The sequence below is a fragment of the Kitasatospora sp. NPDC091207 genome (genome assembly GCF_044768625.1).
Taxonomy (GTDB): Bacteria; Actinomycetota; Actinomycetes; order Streptomycetales; family Streptomycetaceae; genus Kitasatospora.
On sequence record NZ_JBIVVS010000019.1, the window covers coordinates 76,057 to 91,925 of the forward strand.

Annotated in this window: 13 protein-coding genes; 5 read left to right on the forward strand and 8 right to left on the reverse strand. The window is 72.9% G+C overall.

The annotated features are described in order from the left end of the window. Window positions 1-2 precede the first annotated feature (2 nt). Window positions 3-761: a lysoplasmalogenase gene (locus tag ACIQTO_RS27230; RefSeq protein ID WP_402393094.1), complete on the forward strand. Its 759-nt coding sequence runs from the start codon at window positions 3-5 to the stop codon at window positions 759-761. A gap of 92 nt (window positions 762-853) precedes the next feature. Here the strand turns inward: ACIQTO_RS27230 and ACIQTO_RS27235 are convergent, their stop codons facing one another. The 7 genes from ACIQTO_RS27235 to ACIQTO_RS27265 all read right to left on the reverse strand — a co-directional run bounded on the left by ACIQTO_RS27235 (window position 854) and on the right by ACIQTO_RS27265 (window position 8,478). Then, on the reverse strand, window positions 854-1,465 hold the full coding sequence (locus ACIQTO_RS27235; protein ID WP_402393097.1) for a hypothetical protein: 612 nt from the start codon (window positions 1,463-1,465) through the stop codon (window positions 854-856). 179 nt (window positions 1,466-1,644) lie between these two features. After that, window positions 1,645-2,448, reverse strand: coding sequence for an exodeoxyribonuclease III (locus ACIQTO_RS27240; protein ID WP_402393099.1), 804 nt, complete (start codon window positions 2,446-2,448; stop codon window positions 1,645-1,647). 120 nt (window positions 2,449-2,568) lie between these two features. Then, window positions 2,569-4,356: a gamma-glutamyltransferase gene (gene ggt / locus ACIQTO_RS27245; protein ID WP_402393101.1), complete on the reverse strand. Its 1,788-nt coding sequence runs from the start codon at window positions 4,354-4,356 to the stop codon at window positions 2,569-2,571. Between the two features lie 105 nt (window positions 4,357-4,461). Continuing rightward, window positions 4,462-5,568 (reverse strand): ROK family glucokinase, encoded by a 1,107-nt coding sequence (locus tag ACIQTO_RS27250; protein WP_402393103.1) that lies wholly within the window; start codon window positions 5,566-5,568, stop codon window positions 4,462-4,464. Continuing rightward, window positions 5,565-6,434 carry an ATP-binding cassette domain-containing protein gene (locus tag ACIQTO_RS27255; RefSeq protein ID WP_402393105.1) on the reverse strand — a complete coding sequence of 290 codons (870 nt, stop codon included), beginning with the start codon at window positions 6,432-6,434 and terminating at the stop codon, window positions 5,565-5,567. The genes ACIQTO_RS27250 and ACIQTO_RS27255 overlap by 4 nt, the downstream gene beginning before the upstream one ends. Further along, window positions 6,431-7,462: an ABC transporter permease gene (locus ACIQTO_RS27260; protein ID WP_402393108.1), complete on the reverse strand. Its 1,032-nt coding sequence runs from the start codon at window positions 7,460-7,462 to the stop codon at window positions 6,431-6,433. Before ACIQTO_RS27260 ends, ACIQTO_RS27255 begins: the two co-directional genes overlap by 4 nt. Further along, window positions 7,459-8,478 carry a sugar ABC transporter substrate-binding protein gene (locus tag ACIQTO_RS27265; RefSeq protein WP_402393110.1) on the reverse strand — a complete coding sequence of 340 codons (1,020 nt, stop codon included), beginning with the start codon at window positions 8,476-8,478 and terminating at the stop codon, window positions 7,459-7,461. The genes ACIQTO_RS27260 and ACIQTO_RS27265 overlap by 4 nt, the downstream gene beginning before the upstream one ends. Window positions 8,479-8,835: 357 nt before the next feature. Between ACIQTO_RS27265 and ACIQTO_RS27270 the strand changes: the two genes are divergently transcribed. Continuing rightward, the gene (locus ACIQTO_RS27270; RefSeq protein ID WP_402393113.1) at window positions 8,836-9,936 is read left to right on the forward strand and encodes an alpha/beta hydrolase; all 1,101 of its coding nucleotides are present in this window, start codon (window positions 8,836-8,838) and stop codon (window positions 9,934-9,936) included. Between the two features lie 70 nt (window positions 9,937-10,006). Here the strand turns inward: ACIQTO_RS27270 and ACIQTO_RS27275 are convergent, their stop codons facing one another. Beyond that, entirely contained in the window at window positions 10,007-11,599 is a 1,593-nt protein-coding gene (locus ACIQTO_RS27275) for a PucR family transcriptional regulator (protein WP_402393116.1), read from the reverse strand. Between the two features lie 423 nt (window positions 11,600-12,022). Between ACIQTO_RS27275 and ACIQTO_RS27280 the strand changes: the two genes are divergently transcribed. From ACIQTO_RS27280 to pucD, 3 genes are read left to right on the forward strand one after another with little or no spacing between them, the layout of a single operon-like run. Beyond that, window positions 12,023-12,910, forward strand: coding sequence for an FAD binding domain-containing protein (locus ACIQTO_RS27280; RefSeq protein ID WP_402393119.1), 888 nt, complete (start codon window positions 12,023-12,025; stop codon window positions 12,908-12,910). After that, complete coding sequence (locus ACIQTO_RS27285) at window positions 12,907-13,395, forward strand: (2Fe-2S)-binding protein (protein ID WP_402393121.1); 489 nt, start codon at window positions 12,907-12,909, stop codon at window positions 13,393-13,395. The genes ACIQTO_RS27280 and ACIQTO_RS27285 overlap by 4 nt, the downstream gene beginning before the upstream one ends. Next, window positions 13,392-15,764 (forward strand): xanthine dehydrogenase subunit D, encoded by a 2,373-nt coding sequence (pucD, locus tag ACIQTO_RS27290; RefSeq protein WP_402393123.1) that lies wholly within the window; start codon window positions 13,392-13,394, stop codon window positions 15,762-15,764. The genes ACIQTO_RS27285 and pucD overlap by 4 nt, the downstream gene beginning before the upstream one ends. Window positions 15,765-15,869: the final 105 nt, after the last annotated feature.

Genomic DNA, 15,869 nt, shown 5'->3' on the forward strand with positions numbered 1-15,869 from the left:
GCATGAGCATCCGTACGACCACCCGCGCCGTTCTCGGCGGGCGCCTGCGCGCCACCACCGGCCTGCTCACCGGTTTCGCCGCCACCTCGGCGGCCCATCTGGGCGCGATCCTCACCGACACCTCCGCCCTGCGGCACGCCACCAAGCCGGCCCTGATGCCGCTGCTGGCCGCGCACAGCGTCACGGCGGCCGCCGCGGCCGCGCGGGAGGCGCCGAAGCTGCTGGCCCCGGCGCTGCTGCTCAGCGGCGGCGGGGACGTCCTGCTCCAGCTCGGCGACGACACCGCGTTCCTGGCCGGCATGGGCTCCTTCGCGGCGGCGCACGTCTGCTACGTGACGATGTTCGTCCGGCAGGGGGCGCTGACGGACCGGCGGCGGGCGCTGGTGGTCGCGGCCGCGTACGCGACGGCCTGGGCGGTGATGGTGGGGCAGCTCTGGCCGGACCTCGGGGACCTCCAGGTCCCGGTCGCCGGGTACAGCCTGCTGCTCGCCTCGACCGCCGTCACCTCGGCCGGGCTGGGCCGGCGGACCGGCGTGGGCGGGGCGCTCTTCCTGCTCTCCGACACCCTGATCGCCACCAAGCTGGCGAAGTGGCGCGAGCTGCCGGGGCATCAGTTCTGGATCATGGCGACATACATCCTGGCCCAGTACCTGCTGGCCACCGGCCTGCTCCGCGCCTCGGAGACGCCGCGGCCGCCGCAGGAGGCCCGGGCGTCCACGGCGTCCGGGACCACCGGGGGGTTCGGGGCCGTGCCGGTCTGAGACACGCCGGTGCCGCCGGACCGGAGGGTCCGGCGGCACCGGGGGTCGGACGCGGGGGCGCCGTGCGGCGCGGCCCGCGGGACGCGCGGCCGTCAGGCGGACCCGGCGCCGGCGCGTCGCCGCAGCAGCCAGAAGCCGCCGACACCTCCGACGACCAGCGCCGCGCCACCCACCAGCTCGGCGGGGTCGGCGGCGACCGAACCGCCCAGGCCGGTCTGGACGGCGCCGTGCGGAGCGACCTGCTGGCTGCCCGCACCGGACTGACCGAGCGAGCCGGCCCACTCCCCCGCCGCCTTGCCCCACTCGCCGAGGCTCCCGGCGGGCGAGGAGGATCCGGAGGAGGCGGCGACGGTGGTCACCGTGACGCTGGTCGAGAAGGCGCCGCCGTCGGGGCAGGTGCCGTCGACCTTGCTGTCACCGGCGGACTTGCCCGCCAGCCGGGCGGAGCCGGTGTGCCGGCCGTCCGAGCCCAGGGTGAGGGTGGCCGGGCCGCCCTCGAAGGCCGGGGAACTCGCGGTGATGGTCTTGGCGGTGGGCTTGTCGGACTTCTCACAGGAGACCGTGACCGTCACGGTCTGGCCCGGTGCGGCCTGGGACGGGCTGACCGTGGCCGCGCCGTCCTTGGCCAGCGCGAGGGGGGCCGTCAGGCCGGTCAGCACCGTCGCGCCGATCAGGGCGGCGGCGGCCGTACGCATGGGGCGCATACCGGAACCTCCGGGATTCTCGGGCGCAGCCGGGGACTCCGAAGTCCTCGTGAGCGAACAACTACACCCAGTCATTCACCGACGGTAGGCACACACCGGGCGCCCGGCCACCGCTCTGGACCGTTCGGGCGAGCCCCCGCTACCGGGCGTGACGCCGGACCCGGCCGGGCCGGCCGGGCTCAGAGGTCCAGGTCGACCACGACCGGGGCGTGGTCCGACGTCCCCTTGCCCTTGCGGGCCTCGCGGTCCACGTAGCTGTCCGTGACGGCGTCGGCGAAGGGCTTGTTGGCGTAGGTGAGGTCGATCCGCATGCCCCGGTTCTTCGGGAAGGCCAACTGCCGGTAGTCCCAGTAGGTGTAGGGGCGGTCGTACTTCAGCGGACGGGGCACGACGTCCTGCAGACCGGCCTCGCCGAGGGCGGCGAGGGCGGCGCGCTCGGCCGGGGTGACGTGCGTCAGGCCCTCGAAGGCCGCCACGTCGAAGACGTCCTCGTCGGCCGGGGCGATGTTGAAGTCCCCGAGGACGGCGAAGGGGCGCTCCCCCGCGGCGTCCTCCAGCGAGGCCCGGCGCAGGGCGTCCAGCCACTCCAGCTTGTAGCGGTAGTGGGCGTGGTCCACCTCGCGGCCGTTGGGCACGTAGACCGACCAGACCCGGACCGGGCCGCAGGTCGCGGCGACGGCGCGCGGCTCGACGTCGGGCAGCAGGGCGTCGTCGGCGAGGTAGCCGGGCTGGTCGGGGAGGTCGCGCACGACGTCCTCCAGGCCGATCCGGGAGACGATCGCCACGCCGTTCCACCGGCCGGTGCCGTGCGCGGCGGTCTCGTAGCCGAGTGCGCGGACCGGCTCGTACGGGAAGGCGTCGGTGGAGCACTTGAGCTCCTGGAGGCAGAGCACGTCCGGCTTGGCGCTCTCCAGCCATTCCAGCAGCTTGGGCAGCCGCGCGGTGACGGAGTTGATGTTCCAGGTGGCGATGCGGACGGTCACGGCGGGCGGCCTTCCCGGTGGTACGGACGAGGGCGGGCGCCCGGCAGGACGCCCACCCCGAATCTACCGCCCGGCACCGACAGGCCCGGGGGCCGCCGCGGCCGGGCCGCGGCGACCGCCCTACGGCGCGGGGCGCACCACCGCCGCCGAGCCGCCGCCGCGGCGCACCGGCTCGGCGGCCGCGACCCAGCGGCCGTCCGGCAGGCGTTCGACACCGGTCGCGGCGCCGATCTCGGGCGTACTGGCGAAGACGTGGCCGAGCGCCTCCAGCCGGGCGCGTTCGGGCAGGGCCAGGAAGGCCGGCTCGGCCTGGGTGGCCGCCGTGTTGCGCTGGCTGGCCCGCGGCGCGGCGATCGCCTGCTCCAGGCTCAGGCCCCGGTCCAGGCGCCCGAGCAGGACCTGGAGCGTGGTGGTGATGATGGTCGCGCCGCCGGGCGAGCCGGCCGCCAGCACGGGCTCACCGTCGCGCAGCACGATGGTCGGCGAGAGCGAGGAGCGCGGGCGCTTGCCCGGTCCGGGCAGGTTGGGGTCGGGCACCCCGGGGGTCAGCGGGGTGAAGCTGAAGTCGGTCAGCTCGTTGTTGAGCAGGAAGCCCCGGCCGGGGACGGTGATGCCGCTGCCGCCGGTCTGCTCCAGGGTGAGGGTGTACGAGACGACGTTGCCCCAGCGGTCGGCCACGGTCAGGTGGCTGGTGCTCAGGCCCTCGTACGGCTCGGGCTGGACCGCGCCGGCGTTCGCGCAGTCGGCCGGGTGGCGCGGGTCGCCCGGGGCGAGCGGGCTGGTGAGCGCCCGGTCGGGGCTGATCAGGCAGGCCCGGGAGGCGGCGTACCGCGGCGAGAGCAGTTCCTTGGCCGGCACGTCGTTGAAGGCCGGGTCGCCGACCCAGCGGTTGCGGTCGGCGAAGGAGATCCGGGAGGCCTCCAGGAAGTGGTGGTAGTACTGCGTGTCGTCGTACCGGGCGAGGTCGCCGTCCTCCAGGATGCCGAGCGCCTCGCCGACGGTGGTGCCGCCGGAGCTGGACGGGGCGATCGAGTAGAGGTCGTAGTCGCGGTAGGAGACGTGGGTGGGCTGCTGGCGGCGGACCTGGTAGGCGGCCAGGTCGGCGGCGTCCACCTTGCCGGGGCGGGCGTTGCGGCCGGAGGCCTGGTCGACCGGCGGGTGCTGGATGGTCCGGACGATGTCGGCCCCGAGGTCGCCCCGGTAGAGCGCGGCGGTGCCCTCCGCGCCCAGCTGCCGGTAGGTGGCGGCGAGCTCGGGGTTGCGGAACGTGGAGCCGACGACCGGGAGCTTGCCGCCGGGCAGGAAGAGCTTCGCCGTGGCGGGGAAGTCCTTGAAGCGGTCCTGGTTGAGCGCGGTCTGGTCCTGGAAGGTCTGGTCGACGGCGAAGCCCTGCTCGGCGATCCGCCGGGCGGGCTTCAGGGCGTCGGCGAAGGAGCGCTTGCCCCACTGCCGGACCGCCGTCTCCCAGGTCGCCGGGGAGCCGGGCACCCCGATCGAGAGACCGCTGGTGACGGCGTCCGCGAAGGGCAGCGGCTTGCCGCCCTCCAGGAAGAGCGACTCGTCGGCGGTGCGGGAGGCCGTCTCGCGGCCGTCGATGGTGTGCACCCGGCCACTGTCGTGGTCGTAGTAGACGAAGTACCCGCCGCCGCCGATGCCGGCCGAGTACGGCTCGGTGACGCCGAGCGCCGCCGCGACGGCGACGGCGGCGTCCACCGCGTTCCCGCCCTTGCGCAGCACCTCGATCCCGGCGGCCGTGGCGTCGGCGTCCACACTGGCGACCGCGCCGCCCCAGCCCACCGCCTCGGGCACCTTGGGCGGCGGGGCGGCCGCCCCGGCCGGCCCGGCCGCGGCACAGACCAAAGCGGTGGCAAGCAGGAGCGGCGGGGCGATTCGGGCCAGAGCTCTCATCCGGAGGCCTCCTGAGTCGACGTCAACTCCGTTGTTTCACAGGAGGCATGGCCCGGACAACAGGGCACCTCGGCTACCAACGGGTAGGTGACGCACGGCCCGGGGCTACGGCACCGCCCGCTCCACCCGGCGGCGCTTGATGGTGCGGAAGCGGCGGGCGACCTGGCGGGCGAGGTCGGCCGCGCCGACCAGTCCCGCCTCGTTGCCGAGGGCCGCGTGCGCGATGGTGGCCTCGGGCCGGAAGCCGCGGCCGGTGAGGGTGCGCCGGAAGGCGTCCCGGGCCGGGGCGAGGAGCAGGTCACCGGCCTCGGAGACACCGCCGCCGATCACGAAACGGCCCGGGTCGAGGGCGGCCGCGAGGTTGGCGATGCCGACCCCGAGCCAGGTGCCCACGTCGTAGAGCAGCTCGGTGGCGGTCGGATCGCCGTCCCGGGCGGCCTCGGTGACCAGCGGACCGGTGATGCCCTCGACCGCGCCGCCGGCCAGCGCCAGCAGCGGCTGGACCACCGGCGACTCCTCGGCGACCAGCTCGCGCGCGTCGCGCACCAGCGCGTTGCCGGAGGAGTACTGCTCCCAGCAGCCCCGGTTGCCGCACGGGCAGCGGTGGCCGCCGGGCACCACCTGCATGTGCCCGAACTCCCCCGCCAGCCCGTACTTGCCCCGGTCGACGTAGCCGTCGCGGACGACGGCGCCGCCGATGCCGGTGCCGAGGGTGAGCATCACCATGAGGTCCTCACCGCGCCCGGCCCCGAACCGCCACTCGGCCCAGGCCGCCGCGTTGGCGTCGTTCTCGACGATCACCGGGAACCGCAGCCGCTCGCTGAGCGCCTGCTGGAGCGGCTCGTTGCGCCAGTTCAGGTGCGGGGCGAAGAGCACCCGGGAGCGCTCGGCGTCGACCCAGCCGGCCGCGCCGATGCCCACCGCGTGGACGTCGTGCCGGTCGGCGAGTTCGAGCACCAGTTCCACGATGACGTCCTCGACGACCCGGGGGCTCTTGCTCTTGTCGGGGGTGTCGGTGCGCAGCTTCTCCAGCACTTTGCCCTCACCGTCCACCACGCCCGCGACCACCTTGGTGCCGCCGATGTCGACGCCGATGGTGGGCAGCCGGAGGAGGCTCGCGGGCAGGGCCCGGCGGCGGCGCTCGGCGCGCGGCCCGAGACCGAGCAGGCTGGGCAGGACCGGTGGCCGGGTGGCGGCGTTGGGGCTGGTCACGACTGCGGACGCTCCTCACGGGGATCATCGGGGTCATCGGGGTCATCGGGATCACGGGGGCCTCGGGGGCCACGGGCACCGGGGGTGTCGGCGCCGGGGCGGGCCAGCTCGTGCGAGAGCTCGGCGAGGTCGGAGCCGCCGGCCATCTCGGTGGTGAGCTGTTCGAGTCCGATCTCCGCCCGCGGGTGGCTGCCGGCCATCCGGCCCCGCTTGAGCAGGGTGAAGTGGTCGCCGACCAGGTAGGCGTGATGCGGGTTGTGGGTGATCAGCACCACCCCGAGGCCGGCGTCGCGGGCGGCGGTCACGTACTTGAGCACCACCCCCGACTGCTTGACGCCGAGCGCGGCCGTCGGCTCGTCCAGGATCAGCACCCCGGCGCCGAAGTGGACGGCCCGGGCGATCGCCACGCACTGGCGCTGGCCGCCGGAGAGGGTGCCGATCGGGCGGTCGACGTCGTGCAGGTCGATGCCCATCCGGGCGAGCGCCTCCCGGGTGGTGGCGCGCATCCCCGCGGCGTCCAGGCGCAGCCCGCCCCAGCGCCGGTGACCCTGCTCGGAGCCGAGGAAGAAGTTCCGCCAGACCGGCATCAGCGGGACGACCGCGAGGTCCTGGTAGACGGTGGCGATGCCGCGGTCCAGCGCCTCGCGCGGGGAACCGAAACGGACCTCCTCGCCGCCGACGGTGAAGCGGCCCTCGTCGTGCCGGTGCAGCCCGGCGATGATCTTGATCAGGGTGGACTTGCCGGCGCCGTTGTCGCCGAGCACGCAGCTGATCTCGCCGGCCCGCAGGGTGAGCGAGACGTCCTGGAGCGCGCGGACGGTGCCGTAGGTCTTGCCGACGCCTTCGAGGCGGAGCAGCTCGGTCATCGGGGCCCCCGTTCGACGCGGCGCTTGACCCAGGTGTTCAGCAGGGCGGCGAGCAACAGCATCGCGCCCAGGAAGAACTTGAACCAGTCGGGGTTCCACTGGGCGTAGATGATGCCCTTGCTCGCCATGCCGAAGATCAGCGCGCCGAGCGCGGAGCCGACCACCGAGCCGTAGCCGCCGGTGATCAGGCAGCCGCCGATGACGGCCGCCACGATGTAGATCAGCTCGTTGCCGACGCCCTCGCCGGACTGCACGGTGTCGAAGGAGAAGAGCAGGTGCTGGCCGAGCACCCAGGCGCCGAAGCCGACGCCGAGGTAGAGCACGGTCTTGGTCCGGGCGACGGGCACGCCGACCGCCCGGGCCGCGGCCGCGTCGCCGCCGACCGCGAAGATCCAGTTGCCGAAGCGGGTCCGCAGCAGCACCCAGCTGCCGACCAGCAGCAGGCCGAGCCACCACCAGACGGTGGCCTTGATCGTCAGCCCGCCGACGGTGACCTCGGAGGCGAACAGCCGGCGGCAGGCCTCGAAGCCCTCCATGTCGGAGATCGGCTTGGTCGAGACGGTGCCGGAGATCAGCTTGGTGACCCCGAGATTGGCCCCGGTGAGCATCAGGAAGGTACCCAGGGTGACGATGAAGCTGGGCAGCTTCGTCCGGCTGAGCATCCAGCCGTTGAAGCCGCCGACCGACAGCGTCACCAGCAGCGAGACCAGCACGCCGACCCAGGTCACGGCGGTGAGCTGGTAGGAGACCATCGACGAGGTCAGCGCGGCGGTGGTGACGAGCACCCCGGCCGACAGGTCGAACTCGCCGCCGATCATCAGCAGCGAGACCGGGACGGCCATGATCCCGATCGTGGAGGCCGCGTACAGCACGGTGCCCAGCGAGGAGACCCGCAGGAACGGTTCGGCGGTGGCGGCGAAGACCAGGAAGACCGCGACGGCGGCGATCAGCGCGCCCAGCTCCGGACGGGCGAGCAGCCGTCGCAGGGCCGCCGGGCGCTCCTGGACGAGGAGGTCGGTGGTGCTCAACGCGTCCCCCTGGCGACGTACTCGGCGAGGGCGTCGGCGTCGTCGCGGGTGAGGATCTGCGGACCGGTCAGGACGGGCTTGCCGCCGCCGAGCATGTCCAGGTTGGAGCGGTACAGCCAGAGCAGGTCGACGCCCTCGTAGCCCTGGAGGTAGGGCTGCTGGTCGACGGCGAACCCGACGGCGCCGGACTTGAGGCCGGCCACCACCTGGGTGCCCAGGTCGAAGGTGTCGAGCTCGACGGCCCGGCGGGCGTCCTGGACGGCCTGCAGCCCGGTGGCGGCCATCGGACCGGAGAGGGTGAGCACGGTGTCGATGGCCGGGTCGGCCTGCAGCTTGGCGGAGACGGCGGCCCGCGCGTCGGGCATGTTGACGCCGTCCACGTAGAGCACCTGGAAGCCGCCGCCGGCCTTGGCCTGGGCGCCGGAGCAGCGCTGCTCCTGACCGACGTTGCCCTGCTCGTGGATCACGCAGAGGACGTTCTTGCGGCCGCGCGCGGCGAGCTCGGCGCCGGCCGCCTGGCCGGCGGTGGACTCGTCCTGGCCGATGTGGGTCAGCGCGCCGAACCTGGCGGAGTACTCCTGGCCGGAGTTGACGGTGATCACCGGGATGCCGGCCGCCCTGGCCTTGCCGAGCACGTCGGCGAGCGCGTCCCCCTTGGCGAGGGTGACCAGCAGGCCGTCGACCTTCTGGTCGATGGCGGCCTGGACGAGCTGGACCTGGTTCTGGGTCTGCGCGTCGTTGGAGTACAGGAAGGTGATGTTGTCCTTGGCGGCGGCCTGCTCGGCGCCCTTGCGCACGGTGTCCCAGAAGGCGTCGCCGGCGCCGGCGTGGGTCACCATGGCGATCTTCCAGCGCGGAGTGGTGACGGCGCTGCCACCGGCGGCCGCGGCCCGGTCGCGGGCCTGCTCGGCGCGGAGGCCTCCGGTGCTGCTGCAGCCGGCCACGGCGGCGAGTACGACGAGGGCGGCGCAGGCGGGCCAGAACCGGCGGGAAGGGCGAAAGCGGGTTGTGCTCATCCCTATAGTCTCGCTGCCCGCCGCACGGGCCATTGCACCGCCTCGCCCGCCGCCCGGGTCCGTCCGGGGGGTATCGTGCCCTCCCGGGGCATTCCTGGGAGTCCGCTGGGCGCAGCGTCCGGACGGGGGCCGCCAGGGTGGCAGACTGGGGCGGGCCCGGAAAGGGAACAGCGCGGAAACGTGATGTTCCTCTCAGGTTCCATCCAGATTCGGACGGCAACCGATCCCGCGTTCCCGGCCGTCTGATGCCATTGGAGCGCGTTCCGGGCGAGTGGGGCCCCGGACGGCTTTGAACCCGGATACGAGAACTTGATGCAACTGACAGGCACGCCATTCCTCATCTGCACGATCATTCTCGTGCCGATCTCCATCGCGGTGGCCTTGCTGCTCTGGGGCAAGGTCCGCGGACCGAGGCCGGTGCGGATCCTGTCCAGGCTTGCCATGATCGTCTTTTGCCAGATCACCGCCGTGACGACGGTCTTCGTCATGGTCAACAACGCCAACCTGATCTACGGCAACTGGGACGACCTGCTCGGTACCGGAAACCACGTCCGGGCCGTCCCGTCCGTCCCGCCGGCCGAGGCGGGCAACGGGGCGGGCGGGGAGCGGCCCGGCGGCGGGGACTCCGCCAAGCAGCCGCCCAAGGTCCAGCAGCAGTTCCGCGGCGTGGACGACCCGAAGGTGCCCAACGACGTCCAGAAGACCGACCTCAAGGGGCAGGTGTCGGGCGTGGACGGCGAGGTGCTGGTCTGGCTGCCGCCGCAGTACCACGACCCCGCGTTCAAGGACAAGAAGTTCCCGGTCGTCGAGCTGATCCCGGGCTTCCCCGGCTCGTCCTCCACCTGGTACGGCACGCTCAAGGTCTCCGAGCAGCTGAAGCCGCTGATGCAGGAGGGCAAGGTGGCGCCGTTCATCCTGGTCTCGCCGCGCACCCTGCTGCTGGGCAACAGCACCGACGCCGGCTGCACCGACGTGCCCGGCAAGGTCAACGCCGACACCTGGCTGACCCGTGACGTCCCCCAGATGGTGCTGGACAACTTCCGCGCCGAGCCGTCGGCCGACCGCTGGGCGGTCGCCGGGTACTCGGCCGGCGCCCACTGCGCCACCAAGCTGTCCCTGGCCCACCCCAACCGCTACCGCGCCGGCATCAGCCTCTCCGGCTACAACGACCCGGCGACCGAGAAGGACTCGCTGGTCGGCAAGGACGCCAAGCTGCGCGAGGCGAACAACCCGGTCACCATCGTGCGGACCGCCGCCCAGCCGCCGAAGGTCGCCCTGTACATCAGCGGCAACAAGGGCGACGGCTACGAGGACGGCCAGGCGATCGCCGCCGCCGCGAAGGCCCCGACCACCGTCCAGGTCCAGGAGACCACCGGGCCGCACTCCAGCGACGTCTGGAAGAACATGGTGCCGGGCGTCTTCCAGTGGCTCACCTCGATCATCCCCGCCCAGCCGTAACCGGGCCGCACCGTCCGACCGGGCCCGCCACGACGCCACCGGCGTCCGCGGCGGGCCCGGTCGCGTCGGCTCAGGCCAGTTCGAGGGCCAGGTAGAAGTCGACCCGGTCCTCCAGCCGGGAGAGGTCCCGGCCGGTCAACTCCTCGATCCGGCCGATCCGGTAGCGCAACGTGTTGACGTGCACGTGCAGCTGGGCGGCGCAGCGGGTCCACGAGCCGTCCGACCGCAGGAACGCCTCCAGGGTGCGGACCAGGTCCGCCTGGTGCTCGATGTCGTACGCGATCACCTTGTCCAGCAGCCGGCTGCGGAAGGCCCGGCGGACCTCGTCGGGGACGGCGGCCAGCAGCAGCACGTGCGAGGCCAGCTCCTCCGGGCCGGCCACGCAGACCCGGCCGACCCGGGCGGCGGCGATCCGGCGGGCGTGCCGGGCCTCCTCCAGGGCGCCGCGCAGGCCGCCCGCCTCGGGGGCGGGGGCCGAGACGCCGAGGGTGATCCGGCCCTCCGAACCGAGGCCGGCCTCCAACGGGGCGAGCAGCTCCCGCAGCGTGTCGGCGGGCACCGCGCTGTCCAGCGCGGGCAGCACCACGACGGCGCCGCTGCCCGCCCCGGCGACCAGCGCGCGGTCGGTGACGCCGTTGAGAGCTTCCTCCAGGATCGAGCGCACCGCGCCCTCGGGCAGGCCGGTGCCGTCGGCACTGAGCACCAGCCAGGAGCCGTCCGGCGCGTGCGGCTTGGGCTCGGGGCTCTCGTAGCGGGCGGCCATCGCGGTGGAGGCGTACAGCGTCCGGCTGATCTCGCCCTGGTCGGCGTCGCGCTGGAGCAGGGTCAGCACCTCGTCGGCGAGGCGGCGGCGCAACCGGCGGCCCTCGTCGCGGCGCTGACGCTCGGCGGCGACCAGCCGGGCCAGGTTCTCGGCGAGTTGCTGGCGCTTGGTGGTCCATTCGGTGACGTCGCCGGCCACCGCGAGGACCCAGTCGGCGAGCGGTGCCTGGACGTCGGCGACGGCCGGCGCGGGCAGCAGCGAGTAGGAGCCGGTGGCCAGCCGCGCCCGGTGCGGGGGCCGGCGGCGCTGGCGCTGGGCGCCGAGGTGGGCGCGGACCAGTTGGTCGCGGTCCTCGGCGGAGAGCCGGTCGACCGGGCCGGCGATCACCGCGCCGGTCGGGGTGAGCACCCAGCAGTCGAGGTCGAGGTCGCCGCCGAGCAGGTCGAGGACGGCGTCCAGGCCACCGCCGCCGGCGGCGGAGACCAGCAGGCGGTGGCGGTCGACCAGGGCGGCCAGGTCGGCGGCGCGGTCGGCCGAGACCTGTCGGCCGATGAACTCGGTGACGGTGCCGAAGGCGATGTCGTCGGGTACCGCCAACAGGGGCATCCGGTGCCGGCGGCACGCCTCGACCAGGTCCTCGGGGACGGGTCCGACCTCGGCCTCGCCGGCCGCGAGGGCGACCGCGCCGCCGGCCACGATGGTCCGTACGAATCGTTCGGAGTCCGCCGGCCCGGTGCGCCAGAGCATGCCGGTGAGCACCAGCTCGCCGCCGTGCAGATACCGGCCGGGGTCGTGCAGGTCCGTGGTCATGACGCCGCTGACCTGCCGGTCGAGCTCGTCCTCGGCCGCGAGCAGACGCAGTCTCGGGGCTCCGGGGGCGAGCAGGTCGCGGACACGCATCCGGGACTCCTAACGGGCTTGGGGTGAGGGTGGGGGCCCGAGCGCGCGGTTCGGGGGGTCACAGTGTGCCCGAACATCTGTGCTCGGTGTTACGTCCCATCGGACGCCCGGATCACGGGGCCGTAGCTTGGGAATCACGACCGGATTACGGTCGTAGACAGCGCCCGGAAAACAGCTGGGCTGCGAGATTGTCCTCCTTAGAGGAACGTACAGGATGCCGGGCGGGACCACAGCCGGGGCTTCATGCCATCGGTGACTGCCAGTGGGCCCCGTCACAGCGGTTCACTGGCCACACGCCGCCGGACACACCCCGGTGACCAGGACCCGACGCGGAGGCGACGAAGCGGAGAGCGAGGTCCGAACACCGAGTTCCGGGCACTGTGCCCACCCGTCCGGCCGGCAACGACTTGAGGAGACACCCGCATGGAGTTCCTTCGGCCCGCTACCTGGGACGAGGCACTCGCGGCGAAGGCTGAGTACCCGACCGCGCTGCCCATCTCGGGCGGTACGGACGTCATGGTCGAGATGAACTTCGACGTGCACCGGCCATCCGCGATTCTCGACCTGAACCGCATCACCGAGCTGACCGAATGGTCGAACGACGGCGATGTCGTCCGGCTCGGCGCCTCCGTCCCCTACTCCCGGATCATCGACGAGCTGTCCGGCCCGCTGCCCGGCCTCGCGCTGGCGGCCCACACCGTCGGCTCGCCGCAGATCCGCAACCGCGGCGGCGTCGGCGGCAACCTCGGCGGTGCCTCCCCGGCCGGCGACGCGCACCCCGCGCTGCTGGCCGCCGGCCGCGACGTCTTCGTCGAGGCGGACTCCGTGCGCGGCACCCGGATGATCCCGATCGACGAGTTCTACGTCGGCGTCAAGCGCAACAGCCTGGCGGCCGACGAGCTGATCAGGGCCGTGCACATCCCCGTCGCGGACGGCCCGCAGCAGTTCTCCAAGATCGGCACCCGCAACGCCATGGTGATCGCGGTCTGCGCCTTCGGCTTCGCGCTGCACCCGAAGAACGGCACCGTCGGCACCGGGATCGGTTCGGCCGCCCCCACGCCGCGCCGCGCCGTCGAGGCCGAGGAGTACCTGCGGGACGTGCTCGCCGAGCGCGGTCTGTGGGAGTCCGGCGAGCTGCTCGGCGCCGAGGTGATCCAGCGGTTCGGCGAGCTGGTGAAGGCCGCCGCCTCCCCCATCGACGACGTCCGCGGCACCGCCGACTACCGGCGGCACTCGCTGGCCGTGATGGCCCGCCGCACGCTCACCTGGACGTGGAACGACTACAGCAAGCAGATCAGGAGCGCGGCATGAGGGTCACTTTCACCGCCAACGGCAAGCCGGTCGAGGCCGACGACGTGTGGGAGGGCGAGAGCCTGCTGTACGTGCTGCGCGAGCGGGTCGGCCTCCCGGGTTCGAAGAACGCCTGCGAGCAGGGCGAGTGCGGCTCCTGCACGGTCTACCTGGACGGCGTCCCGGTCTGTTCGTGTCTGGTCGCGGCCGGCCAGGTGCAGGACCGTGAGGTCCGCACCGTCGAGGGCCTGGCCGACGAGCAGGGCGAGCTGGGCCTGGTCCAGCAGGCCTTCATCGACGCCGGCGCCGTCCAGTGCGGCTTCTGCACGCCCGGCCTGCTGGTGCAGACCGACGCGCTGCTGGCCAAGGACGCCCAGCCGAGTGACAACGACATCCGCGAGGCGCTGTCGGGCAACCTCTGCCGCTGCACCGGTTACGAGAAGATCATGGACGCGGTGCGGCTGGCTTCCGCCCGCACGTGCGCTGGTAAGGCGGCTTCGGAATGAGCACTCGTACCATCCAGGGGCAGAAGAACCTCCAGAACATCAACCAGGCGTCCAAGGACGGCATCGGCGGCTCGCCGCTGCGCCCGGACGGCAACCTGAAGGTCAAGGGCGAGTTCGCGTACTCGTCCGACATGTGGCACGAGGACATGCTCTGGGGCATGGCGCTGCGCTCGCCGCACCCCCGGGCCAACATCCTCTCGGTGGACATCTCCGACGCGCTGAAGGTCCCGGGCGTGTACGCGGTACTGACCCACGAGGACATCCCCGGCACCAAGTTCTACGGCCTGGAGATCCAGGACCAGCCGGCACTGGCGATCGACAAGGTCCGCTACCACGGTGAGGCGATCGCGCTGGTCGCGGCCGACCACCCGGAGACGGCCCGCCGCGCGGTGAAGAAGATCAAGGTCGAGTACGAGGTGCTCACCCCGATCACCACCGAGGAGCAGTGCCTCGACCCGAAGACCCACGGCTACGTGCACGAGCCGCACGAGTTCAAGTCGCACGGGTACGACAACATCTGCCACGAGCAGCGGCTGGTCTCCGGTCTCGGCGTCACCGACGAGGTGCGGGCCCTGGCGGACGTCGTCGTCAAGGGCAGCTACGAGGTCGGCATGCAGGACCAGGCCTTCCTCGGCCCGGAGTCCGGGCTGGCGGTGCCGGCCGAGGACGGCGGCATCGACCTCTACATCGCCACCCAGTGGCTGCACGTGGACCGCCAGCAGATGGCTCCCGTGCTGGGCCTGCCCGAGGAGAAGGTGCGCCTCACGCTGGCCGGTGTCGGCGGTGCCTTCGGCGGCCGCGAGGACATCTCGATGCAGATCCACGCCTGCCTGCTCGCCCAGCGCACCGGAAAGCCGGTCAAGATCGTCTACGCCCGTGACGAGTCCTTCTACGGCCACGTGCACCGCCACCCGGCGAAGATGACCTACGAGCACGGCGCCACCCGGGACGGCAAGCTGGTCTTCGCCGACTGCCGGATCGTGCTGGACGGCGGCGCGTACGCCTCCGCCTCGCCCGCCGTGGTCGGCAACGCCGCCTCGCTCGGACACGGCCCGTACGTGATCCCGAACGTCAGGATGCACGCCATCGCGCTCTACAGCAACAACCCGTCCTGCGGGGCGATGCGCGGCTTCGGCGCCGTCCAGGCCGCCTTCGGCTACGAGACGCAGATGGACCGGCTGGCCGCCGAGCTGGGCATGGACCCGGTCGAGCTGCGCCGGCTGAACGCGATGTCCGAGGGCGACTTCATGCCCACCGGCCAGCAGATCGACTCGCCCGCACCGGTCGCCGAACTGCTGCGCCGGGTCAAGGACATGCCGCTCCCGCCGCCGCTGGACACCGAGCACCTGGACGTCCGCCAGCTGCCCGGCGCGCTCTCCAACACCTCGCACGGCGAGGGCATCGTGCGCGGCGTCGGCTACTCGGTCGGCATCAAGAACGTCGGCTTCTCCGAGGGCTTCGACGACTACTCCACCGCCCGGGTGCGTCTGGAGGTCATCGGCGGCGAGCCGGTCGCCATGGTGCACACCGCGATGGCGGAGGTCGGCCAGGGCGGCGTCACCGTGCACGCCCAGATCGCGCGCACCGAGCTGGGCGTCGAGCAGGTCACCATCCACCCGGCCAACACCGAGGTCGGCTCGGCCGGTTCCACCTCCGCGTCCCGGCAGACCTACATGACCGGCGGTGCGGTGAAGTTGGCCGCCGAGGCCGTCAAGCAGGCGCTGATCGAGAAGGGCCGCCGGCGCTACGGCTGGACCCAGAACGACCTGTCGCTGGTCGGCGGCAAGGTCGTCTCGCAGTCGACGGGCGCCCTGGTCTCCATGGTCGACCTGCTCGGGGACGAGGCGATCGACCTCACCCGCGAGCACCACCACCGCCCGACCGTCCCGTTCGACAAGGTGACCGGGCAGGGCTTCGGCCACGTCCAGTACACCTTCTGCGCCAACCGCGCGGTGGTCGACGTGGACGTCGAGCTGGGCCTGGTCAAGGTGGTCGAGCTGACCGCCGTCCAGGACGTCGGCAAGGCGCTCAACCCGCTCTCGGTGGTGGGCCAGATCCAGGGCGGCTGCACCCAGGCGCTCGGCCTGGCCGTGATGGAGGAGATCATCGTCAAGGACGGGAAGGTGCGCAACGCGTCCTTCACCGACTACCTGATCCCCACCATCCTGGACACCCCGCCGATCCCGGTGGAGATCCTCGAACTCCCCGACCCGCACGCCCCGTACGGGCTGCGCGGGGTGGGCGAGGCGCCGACCGTCTCCGCGACGCCGTCGATCGTGGCCGCCATCCGCAACGCCACCGGTCTGGCGCTCAACCGGATCCCCGTCCGGCCCGAGCACCTGACCACCGAGACCCCCGGGGCCCTGTAGCCCCGGCTCCCGCACCTCCCCGGGGCGGCACACATCTTCTCCCAGCGCGAGCGGGGAGAACATTCAGCACGGCCCCGCCGCCCCGGGGCAGTTCCACCCCCAGCA